We start from the raw sequence: 10,271 nt of genomic DNA, 5'->3' as shown, positions 1-10,271 counted from the left end.
GAGTAACCGATGGTTTTCCCTTTTTTAATTTTGCGAACTTAATTGTACTCTATCAAACCCCATGTCGCTCCCCCCTTCATTTAGGAGTTGATCTAAATGTGTTTTACCTCTATATAAATAGAAAAACAATATACATTTAGATATATTTTTAAATGTATATTGTTGATAATTTGGTTTTATTACTCAGCGTAATTAGACCTATCATTCCCCCTTCTTCTAGGGTGTTCCTTATTTTACTTCAACGCTTTTAATTATAGCATATTCTTCACAACTGCTTTCTCTTGTTTAAAAGAAAAAAGGGGCTGTAACATTAGAGCAAAAGCGGTCTCTTCACCTGTGGAAGCAGACCGCTTTTCTATAGAAATAACTACTTTGAAATTATTGCTCATTGCTGCTTTTGTTTGCGATGTTGAACCCAAGAATACAAGATAGGTTCAAGAGCAGAAACAAATATTACAGCAAAATAGACAAAGGCACTGCCACTCCCAGGGAAGAATGCCAAAACAGTCATAATGAGTCCAGCAATAAACCAAACAAAGCCCCCATGACGATGGGTCTTGGCCCACACCACCTCATTATCCAGAGTCCAAGGTGTCTTAATACCCATAAAATAATTTTGTTTAAACTTAGGCATCAAATTGCCCAGAACTATGAAAAGAATACCCAACATTAGTTTTATAATCGTATCAACTTTAATGAAGGTCGCTCCCAAACTAATTGACATTGTTACAAATTGCAGAACCGCAAAGAAAGCGACTAACAAAAATCTAATTAAAAGGTATTGGTCTTTAAATCTATCGTAGTTAGCTTTTTTAGGATCAATTTTTGGTAATATGGCTACTAGAAGGGTTACAGCTATTCCGATTAGCGGAGCCATAAACGCCCAAGGGAATTTGGGATACCAGGCATCAATTTCGCCTTGAATATTCCAATGCATAGGGATTTCTGCAGGCAAATTGTTAAAGATGAAGGCTGTAATTACCAGAGGAATCAAGGCCATGGCCCACATTAATCTCATCATTACTTTCTCGTTTTTCATTGTTTATCGACCCCTTTCAGCTCTATTAACCAAGCCATGATTTCTTCAATGACCGAGGTATTCAGCTCGTAGAATATATATTTGCCATCCCGTCGATCCATGACTAATCCCCCGTCCTTTAATACCGAAAGATGGTGTGACACAGTGGCCTGGGTCATTGAAAAATGAGCAGCAATATCTCCTGCTGTCATATCACCATTCTTCAGCAAATTTAAAATCTCTCGTCGAGTTTTATCGGACATTGCTTTTAAGGATTCCTGAAACCCCATATCGCTCCCCCCTTCATTTAGAAGATCATCTAAATGTATTTTACCCCTCTATAAATAAAAAAACAATATACATTTAGATAAATTTCTAAATGTATATTGTTGATAATTTGGTTCATTTTTCCTTAGTTTCTGACGGCCTTTCTAATCTCTTCTCTCAAAGCGCTAACAGCTTCCTCACTTGTAGCCCAGGAAGTTACAAGCCGAATGGCCGAGTGATCTTCATCAATTTTTGCCCAAACATAAAAAGCATACTCTTCTTGAAGCTTAGCAATCAGCCAATTAGGCAGTATGGGAAAAATCTGATTAGATGGCGAATGGGTGAAGAATCGATATCCTGCTGCACTAATTTCGGTCTTAAGCAGCTGGGCCATTGCATTGGCATGTCTAGCTAGTTCAAAATAGAGATCATTTCGGAAAAGCTCCAGGAACTGCAGGCCCAGCACTCGGCCTTTAGCCAAGAGCCCTCCCTTTTGCTTAATATGAAACCGAAAATCCTCTTTCAGGGAATCTTGGCAAATCACTAAGGCCTCGCCTAAGAGGGCCCCATTTTTAGTTCCTCCAATATAAAAGGCATCAACCAGGGTTCCCAGGTCACTAAGTTCGAGGTCATTCTCTTCTGAACATAGAGCAGAACCTAAGCGTGCTCCATCCAGGTATAATATCAAACCAGTGCTCTGACAATACCGGCTCAATTCTTCGAGTTCACCCTTGGAATAAATCGAGCCGATTTCTGTGGGATTTGAGATATAAACCAATCTCGGCTTGACCATATGTTCGTCCGTGTGGGCATCCAGAACAGCTTGGATATGATCCGGAGCCAGCTTTCCATCCCTCACTTCGCAGGAGAGTACTTTATGCCCCGTCCCTTCGATAGCCCCGGTCTCATGGACAAGAATATGCCCGGTATTAGCCGCAATAGCCGCCTCATGAGGCCTTAGAAATGCTGAAATCACCGTAAGATTGGTTTGGGTTCCTCCGGAAAGGAGATGAACATCTACATCCCTGGGCTTGAGCTTTTTTTTAATCAACTCGATTGCTTCTCTTGTGTACTCATCCTCACCATAACCTTTCATCTGGTGAAGATTTGTCTGGATTAAGGCCTCTAAGATCCTGGGGTGTGCCCCTTCGCTATAATCATCTTTAAAACTGTACATTCAGTGCTTCTCCTTTATCTCTAGTTGAACCAGTTAACTAATCTCATCCCTGGTTTGCTTTAACTTGCTTGCTCCTTAATTGTCCGCAGGCAGCCTCGATATCTCTGCCATGCTCCAGGCGGATACTGCAATTAATTCCATGCTTTTTAAGAACATCATAGAAAGCGAGCATGGTTTCATGGTCACTTCTCTGATATTGTGGATGTTCATCCACCGGGTTATAGGGAATTAGATTTATATTGATAAGTTGTTGGATATTTTTTATTAAACTTACCAGCTGAAGAGCATGCTCACGCTGATCGTTCAGATCCTTGAGTAGAATATATTCTAAGGTTATCCGGCGTTTGGTTTTCGCTAGATAGTATTCAACAGCTTGGATTATCTTTTCCAGGGGGTAAACCCGGTTGATCTTCATAATCTGCTCACGGAGTTCGTTGGTTGGGGCATGTAAGGAGATGGCCAGATTTACCTTTAAATCACTGTCCGCAAACTCATAAATTTTGTCCGCCAAACCGCTGGTGGATATTGTGATACCCCTGCCGGGGATGGCAAGTCCTTTGTGGTCTATGATGATGCGTAAAGCGTCCATAACATTTATATAATTATCAAAAGGCTCGCCGATTCCCATGACGACTACGTGACTCACTTTCTCACCCTGGCGAGCATTATCCATGTATTCTTGGACTTTCATGATTTGCTCCACGATTTCACTGCCGGACAAGTCACGATGTTTGGTCAATAAACCGCTGGCACAAAAACTGCACCCAATATTACACCCAACCTGAGTTGTTACACAAACGGATGAACCAAATTTATGTCTCATTAGGACTGTTTCAATCAGGTTGTCATCCGGTAATTTGAACAAGAATTTAATCGTTCCATCCACGGATTCTTGGCTTGTATGTTCTCTTAAAGATTGCAGTATAAAGTGATCTTTTAATAATTCCAGACATTCAGAATTGAGATCCGTCATCTCGGAAAAATTTGCAACTCGCTTTCTATAAAGCCAGTCCCAGACTCTCAAAGCTCGGGATTTTTTTTGCCCATGATCTTGCAGACACTCAATCAATTGTTCCAGGGTTAATCCATAGATGGATTCTTTTTTCATGATAACCTCGCTATTATTCGTCAGATTTGCGAATATTGATTTTTGCCTAACGGCTTTTTTGCTAAAGCTCTATAACAATGCCAGAGCCCTTAACTTATGGTTAAGTCTCTGGCGGATTATCAAATTTAATTATACCATAACTACGGAATCACTATCTACCTGTGGTAGTGGTGGATCTTTCCGCCAAGGTAAAATAGAAGGATGGCAGAGCCATCCTTCTATTCATTAGTTATCCCATATTCCATGTTTCTTCAGGCTTAATCATGGAATAATGCTCGTGACTAGCCTACACTGATGTTTGGAGATTCTGGATTCCTATAAAATGCTGACGGAACCCTCATACATCAAGCCTGTCATTGCATCAACGGTTAAACTCTGACCATCTGAAACCTTGGAGAAAGCCTCAACGGCACCGACAATCGTCGGAATACCGAACTGTACAGCTACAATAGCGGCATGTGACGTCAGACCGCCTTCCTCAACGACCAACGCCCCTGCGCGAGCAATTAAAGGAACAAATTCTGCATCCGTTGATTGGGCGATTAGGATTTCTCCGTCATTAAAAGTGTCCTTACCCGGTACTTGAACTCTGCGGGCGATACCGGAATAGGATTTTCGTCCAATCCCCATTCCTTTGGCAATAATATTCCCCATTATTTGGACTTTGATCATATTGGTAGAACCCACTTTACCAATAGGAACACCTGCTGTAATGACGACTATATCCCCTGACTTGATATAATTTTTATTTAGGGAAGTATTCACGGCAACTGAAACCATTTCATCCGTTCCCGAACTCTGAGGGACAAGGATTGACTCCACACCCCATTTTAGAGCTAACTTCCTGGCTGTTTCAGAAAATGGAGTAGCTGCCACAATCAAGGCCAGGGGACGGTACTTGGAAATCATACGTGCTGTCAAACCGGAATGGGTAGGCGTCAGAACAGCCGCTGCGTGCAGATCTTTAGCAATGGTAAAGCTGGCAAAACTAATGGCCTCGGCAACATTGACTTGAGGATGTTGAGATGCTTTATTGTCCAGGCAAGTTAGTTCAGTACGCTGAGATATTCTATCCATCATTCGGACGGCTTCAATGGGGAATAGCCCTGCCGCAGTTTCCCCGGACAGCATAATGGCGTCCGTACCATCTAAGATAGCATTGGCCACATCGCTGGCTTCCGCCCGTGTTGGTCTCGGTTGACGTATCATGGAATCTAACATCTGAGTAGCCACGATAACGGGTTTCCCCAACAAATTACACTTGCGGATCATTTCCTTTTGGCGAATCGGAACTTCTTCTACGGGTATCTCTACCCCCAGGTCGCCTCGGGCTACCATGAGACCATCAGCGACTTCAAGAATAGAATCTAAGTTATCGATCCCTTCCCGGCTTTCAATTTTAGCTATGATATGTACATCCGCGTTCATTTCCTCACAAATCCTGCGCACGTCCAAAATATTTAAGGCCTTCCGAGTAAAAGAAGCAGCGATAAAATCAATTCCTTGGGAAATTCCAAAACGAATATCCTCTGTATCTCTCTCAGTAACAGCCGGTAAATCAATCAGGGCACTGGGAATATTAACCCCTTTTTGAGATTTTAGAACACCGCCATTAAGAATCCTAGTATTAATTAAGTCCTTCTCCGCAGCAGTAACTTCTAATTCGATTTGTCCATCGTCTATAAGAATGCGGCTGCCTGGTTTTACTTTGCGCCATAGATCCCTATAAGTTATTCCCACCCGTTCCTGATTACCAATTCTGTTTAAATCCGTATCCAGACTAAAAGTTAACCCATTGGCCAGAACCACACCCTCTTCAGGAACTTTACCGGTACGTATTTCAGGCCCTTTGGTATCCAGAAGAATACCTAAATGCTTTCCGGCTTTAGCTGCTTCCTCTTTCAGCGTTGCTATTCGACGCCCATGTTCTTCATGGGTTCCATGAGAAAAATTAAGACGGGCAACATCCATTCCCGCTGCCAGAAGTGCTTGAACCTTTTCCCTCGACTCACTTGCCGGACCAATAGTACAGACAATTTTAGTCCTTCTCATGGTACCCTCCCCCCAAACTTACAATTCTTTTGTAACCATAAGTTTAACCATATCAACAATGCGGCAAGAATAGCCCCATTCGTTATCATACCAAGCCAACACTTTAACCATGTTATCACCCATCATCATAGTGGATAAGCCATCGACAATAGAACTGGCCGGATTGCCGTTGAAATCATGTGAAACAAGGGGTAATTCTGTATATTCCAGATATCCGTTCATAGGTCCATTGGCAGCCTCTCGTAAGGCATTATTGACGTCTTCTTTCGTTGCAGGTTTTGACAAGATAGCCACAAAATCAACTAAAGAAACATTAGGGGTTGGTACCCTAACAGCTAGTCCATTCATTTTCCCGGTTAATTCCGGTATAACAAGGGTAACCGCTTTAGCAGCTCCTGTAGTTGTCGGAATCATTGATTGATAGGCGGCTCTCGATCTGCGCCAATCCTTGTGCTTTACATCGACAGTTCGTTGATCGTTGGTAACTGAATGGATTGTCGTCATCATCCCCTGCTCAATTCCAAATGAATCAAGCAATACCTTGGCAACGGGAGCGAGACAGTTAGTTGTACAGGAACCATTGGAAATTACATGGTGTTTCAAGGGATCATATTTATTATCATTAACTCCCATGACAATGGTAATATCTTCATCTTTTGCCGGAGAGGAGATGAGCACCTTCTTCGCTCCTGCTGTAATATGTTGGGCAGCGTCATCACGTTTCTTAAATTTACCGGTACATTCTACGACTATGTCTATCCCCAGTTCGGCCCAGGGTAAATTTAAAGGATTTCTGTCTGAAACAATTTCAATTCGCTTTCCATCAATAACCAGTGCACGTCCATCAACTTCCACTTTATTCGGAAGGGTTCCGTGAACGGAATCATATTTGAGCAAATGGGCCAGCATGTCAGGACTGCCCATATCATTAATTGCCACCACTTCAAAGGGCAGTGATTGATTCAGGGCTGAACGCAGTGTAAGACGACCTATTCGACCAAAACCTGTAATTGCTACGCGGAAACTCATGGTTAACCTCCTCTTAATTATACGGAATAATCGAACAATATATTTATAACCAACATTCTATAATTCTGTGTAAAGGGACAAATTCCTCCTATCTGACAAAATTTAAAAAATTCAGACTATGGACAAGCATAGCCTGAATTCCTACTTTGCTGACGCTAAATACAGATTAAATGCCTTTGACTACAGATGAACATAGCAACCTCGGTGCGGAAATTCAACCCCACCGAAGTAAGCATATGCCGACCCACTTGAGCCTTAGAAAATTTACCGATTAATACAGATAGGTATCGACTCATCCAATTCTAGCTTTATTTCCTTGAAGAGAATATATTTTTGTTAAATTAGTTCGTTGGATGTGATCTCTGAAGGAATTTCTGGACTTCGTTAGGATCTCAATCCATTCTTCAGCGGAAAACAAGACAGCTATGGAGGTTAGCCCTTCCAAAATCATAGAATATCGTTGGGGATAATCCTTTTCAATAACATCCAAAATCCCTTCCGGAAAATCCCGAACATACTTCTTCTTATTTCCGCTTCTTTGATAATCAGCTAAGTCCTTCATATAATACCTCACCAGCAGGTTGATAATCTGCAACCTAATTACTTAGGAAAGACGATTTTTAAAATCTTCATAGCCAAATTGCTTAACGACTTTAATACCTTCATCTTCATTATATAATACAATCGAAGGCAGATTTACCCCATTGAACATATTATTCTTCACCATAGTATAGTGTGCCATGTCACAAAAAACAAGCCTATCCCCAGATTTTAATGGCTGTCTGAATGAATAATCACCAATGACATCTCCGGCAAGGCAAGTTAGTCCGCCAAGTCTATAGGTATAAGAATACTCCTCCGGCTTTCCGGCATCAATAATCTTGGGTCTGTAGGGCATTTCCAGCACATCGGGCATATGACAAGCGGCAGAGGTATCTAAAATGGCAATTTTCATTCCGTTGTCTACAATGTCCAGAACTTTGGCGACTAAAAATCCAGTGTCTAAGGCAACGGCTTCACCGGGTTCCAAGTACACTTCCACGCCATATTTGTCTTGAAAGTACTTTATTGAGCGGACTAAGGTTTCAATATTATAATCAGGTCTGGTAATATGATGTCCCCCACCAAAATTCAACCACTTCATTTTTTTGATATACTGACCAAATTTCTGGTCAACTACCCGAATAGTGCGCTCCAAGGTATCCGAATTCTGCTCACACATGGTATGAAAATGAAGTCCTTCAATGCCCTCTAATTCGTCAGGCCGAAAATTAGCTAAGGTCACCCCAAGTCTTGAATTTTGATAACAAGGATCATAGATCGGGGTCTCTATCTCCGAGTATTCCGGATTGATACGTATTCCACAGCTTATGGGTTTGGTTGGTTGGTTTTTCACTTTATCTTTAAATCTATTCCACTGATCAAACGAATTAAAGGAAATATGATCACAATAACTCATGATTTCCTCGAATTCTTCTTCTATATAAGCCGGTGCATAAATGTGAACTTCTTTGCCCATTTCTTCATAGCCCAGCCTGGCTTCAAATAAGGAGCTAGAGGTTACACCCGTCAGATATTTACCGGCCAGTGGAAATAAGGAATACATAGAAAAACCTTTTTGGGCCAGCAGAATCTTGCAGCCGGTTCCTTCTTGCACGGAATTCAAGATTTCCAGATTCCTTACAAATAGTCTTTCATCTACTATATAGCAGGGTGATGGCAGGCCCTTGATGTCAATGTCCATTAATTCACCTCAATCTAGCAAGGTTGGCGAGAAATCTTCCTGCCAGGGCAAACCGCATTTATTTAAGGCTTCCATAAAGGGATCAGGATCAAATTCTTCCACATTGAAGACACCGGGTTTTTTCCAAATTCCTTTGAGCATCAGCATTGCCCCGATCATGGCCGGAACCCCGGTTGTATAGGAGATGGCTTGAGAACCAACCTCAGCATAACACTCTTGATGATCACAGACGTTATAAACATAGTAAGTTCTGGGCTTACCGTCTTTAGTTCCTTGAATAATACAACCGATATTAGTCTTCCCTTTAGTTCTTGAGCCTAAGGAAGCCGGGTCAGGCAGCACTGCTTTTAAAAACTGCAAGGGAATAATTTGTTGTCCCTCAAAATTTATGGGCTCAATGGAGGTCATGCCCACATTCTCCAGAACCCGCAGGTGATTGATGTAATTGTCCGAGAATGTCATCCAGAATCTGATTTTTTTAATTCCCTTAATATTGACAGCCAGGGATTCCAGTTCTTCATGATACAGCAGGTAAATGTTCTTGGGGCCTATCTGGGGCAGATTATATTCTTTTTTCACGGCCAGAGGTTCAGTTTCAATCCAGGCACCATTTTCATAGTATCTGCCATTGGCCGTGATTTCTCGGATATTAATCTCAGGATTAAAATTGGTGGCAAAGGGGTAACCGTGATCCCCGGCATTGGCATCGACGATATCAATAGTATGGATTTCATCAAAATAGTGCTTTTGAGCATAGGCACAGAAGACGCCGGTAACCCCAGGGTCAAAACCGCTGCCCAGCAGAGCTGTAATTCCAGCTTGGGCAAATTTCTCCCGATAGGCCCACTGCCATTTGTACTCGAATTTCGGAATAGCAGGGGGTTCATAATTCGCCGTATCTAAGTAATCCACTCCCGTAGCCAAGCAGGCATCCATTATCGTCAAATCTTGATATGGGAGCGCCAGATTAATGACAATATCAGGCTTAAAGCTTTTAATTAACTCAATAACCGCCTCGGTATTATCAGCATCGAGCTGAGCGGTATGTATAATCGTTTGGCTTCCTTCCAATTTGTTTTTGATGGCGTCGCACTTTTCTTTTGTTCTGCTGGCAATACAAATCTCTTCAAAAACATCTGGATTTTGGCAGCATTTATGAATAGCAACACTGGCTACTCCTCCAGCGCCGATAATTAACGCTTTTCCCATATTCAGCACCCTCCAATCACTTTTACAACAATGCAAATTATACATAATACACTATAAATAATCAATTAAAACCCATAATACTACAATATTTTTCTTTCCCTAGAAATTGCCGTACCAATCAGTAATCTTTAAATTAACCAATGAAAACTTCAGGACTAAATACACACCTTAAAGCTTCAATAATACATAGGTATAAAAAGTCATTGGGAGGCTTATATGAATTATATTGTTCAAGCGGGAGATACTTTATTTAAAATTGCTCAAACCTATAATACTTCTGTTGAGGCCATTCTCCCCATCACCCCTCAAATCACTAATCCAGATTTAATTTATCCAGGACAGATTATTCTCATCCCAACCAGCAACCTAAAATGCCCGCTCTTACGCAGTGGAGATCGCGGTTCAGCAGTTAGCAGATTACAAAAACTTCTTATGTTTGCTCGATTTAACCCCGGACGTATAGACGGTATCTTTGGTCAAAGAACCGAAGCAGTCTTATTGCCTTCCAAGAAAGCCAAAGAGAGCTTGAAAGAACAGGTATCGCTGATGAGGAAACTTGGGTTGCCTTAGGTGCCGAATGCGAGCCCAGGTCGGAGGTTACTACATATATAGTTAGGGTTTGCTAAATTCTCATAAAAGCTAGATACCAGAAGGGTTTGAGGTCATG

10 protein-coding genes are annotated in these 10,271 nt (G+C 41.7%); 1 reads left to right on the top strand and 9 read right to left on the bottom strand.

The annotated features are described in order from the left end of the window. Positions 1 to 385: 385 nt before the first annotated feature. From LJE72_RS25350 to LJE72_RS25310, 9 genes are all read right to left on the bottom strand, one after another. Complete coding sequence (locus tag LJE72_RS25350; protein ID WP_229250908.1) at positions 386 to 1,039, bottom strand: SdpI family protein; 654 nt, start codon at positions 1,037 to 1,039, stop codon at positions 386 to 388. Beyond that, the gene (locus LJE72_RS25345; RefSeq protein WP_229250907.1) at positions 1,036 to 1,308 is read right to left on the bottom strand and encodes an autorepressor SdpR family transcription factor; all 273 of its coding nucleotides are present in this window, start codon (positions 1,306 to 1,308) and stop codon (positions 1,036 to 1,038) included. Before LJE72_RS25345 ends, LJE72_RS25350 begins: the two co-directional genes overlap by 4 nt. Positions 1,309 to 1,430: 122 nt before the next feature. Continuing rightward, positions 1,431 to 2,462 (bottom strand): threonine aldolase family protein, encoded by a 1,032-nt coding sequence (locus LJE72_RS25340; protein ID WP_229250905.1) that lies wholly within the window; start codon positions 2,460 to 2,462, stop codon positions 1,431 to 1,433. 43 nt (positions 2,463 to 2,505) lie between these two features. Further along, positions 2,506 to 3,570, bottom strand: a complete 1,065-nt coding sequence (rlmN, locus tag LJE72_RS25335; protein ID WP_229250903.1) for a 23S rRNA (adenine(2503)-C(2))-methyltransferase RlmN — start codon at positions 3,568 to 3,570, stop codon at positions 2,506 to 2,508. Positions 3,571 to 3,885: 315 nt separating this feature from the next. Next, the gene (gene pyk / locus LJE72_RS25330; RefSeq protein WP_229250901.1) at positions 3,886 to 5,622 is read right to left on the bottom strand and encodes a pyruvate kinase; all 1,737 of its coding nucleotides are present in this window, start codon (positions 5,620 to 5,622) and stop codon (positions 3,886 to 3,888) included. Between the two features lie 18 nt (positions 5,623 to 5,640). Then, positions 5,641 to 6,651, bottom strand: a complete 1,011-nt coding sequence (gene gap / locus LJE72_RS25325; RefSeq protein ID WP_229250899.1) for a type I glyceraldehyde-3-phosphate dehydrogenase — start codon at positions 6,649 to 6,651, stop codon at positions 5,641 to 5,643. Between the two features lie 292 nt (positions 6,652 to 6,943). Further along, the gene (locus LJE72_RS25320; RefSeq protein ID WP_229250898.1) at positions 6,944 to 7,213 is read right to left on the bottom strand and encodes a hypothetical protein; all 270 of its coding nucleotides are present in this window, start codon (positions 7,211 to 7,213) and stop codon (positions 6,944 to 6,946) included. Between the two features lie 42 nt (positions 7,214 to 7,255). After that, complete coding sequence (nspC, locus tag LJE72_RS25315; protein ID WP_229250897.1) at positions 7,256 to 8,395, bottom strand: carboxynorspermidine decarboxylase; 1,140 nt, start codon at positions 8,393 to 8,395, stop codon at positions 7,256 to 7,258. A gap of 9 nt (positions 8,396 to 8,404) precedes the next feature. After that, positions 8,405 to 9,604 (bottom strand): saccharopine dehydrogenase family protein, encoded by a 1,200-nt coding sequence (locus LJE72_RS25310; RefSeq protein WP_229250895.1) that lies wholly within the window; start codon positions 9,602 to 9,604, stop codon positions 8,405 to 8,407. Between the two features lie 216 nt (positions 9,605 to 9,820). On the opposite strand from LJE72_RS25310, the gene LJE72_RS25305 reads away from it, so the two are divergent. Next, a complete protein-coding gene (locus tag LJE72_RS25305; protein WP_229250893.1) occupies positions 9,821 to 10,174 on the top strand; it encodes a PGRP and LysM peptidoglycan-binding domain-containing protein in 354 nt (117 codons plus the stop codon). The last annotated feature ends 97 nt before the right edge of the window (positions 10,175 to 10,271 follow it).

The organism is Desulfosporosinus shakirovi, from assembly GCF_020595055.1.
Taxonomy (GTDB): domain Bacteria; phylum Bacillota; class Desulfitobacteriia; order Desulfitobacteriales; family Desulfitobacteriaceae; genus Desulfosporosinus; species Desulfosporosinus shakirovi.
Note: the sequence above shows the minus strand (reverse complement) of the source record. Positions and strands in the feature narration are given on the sequence as shown.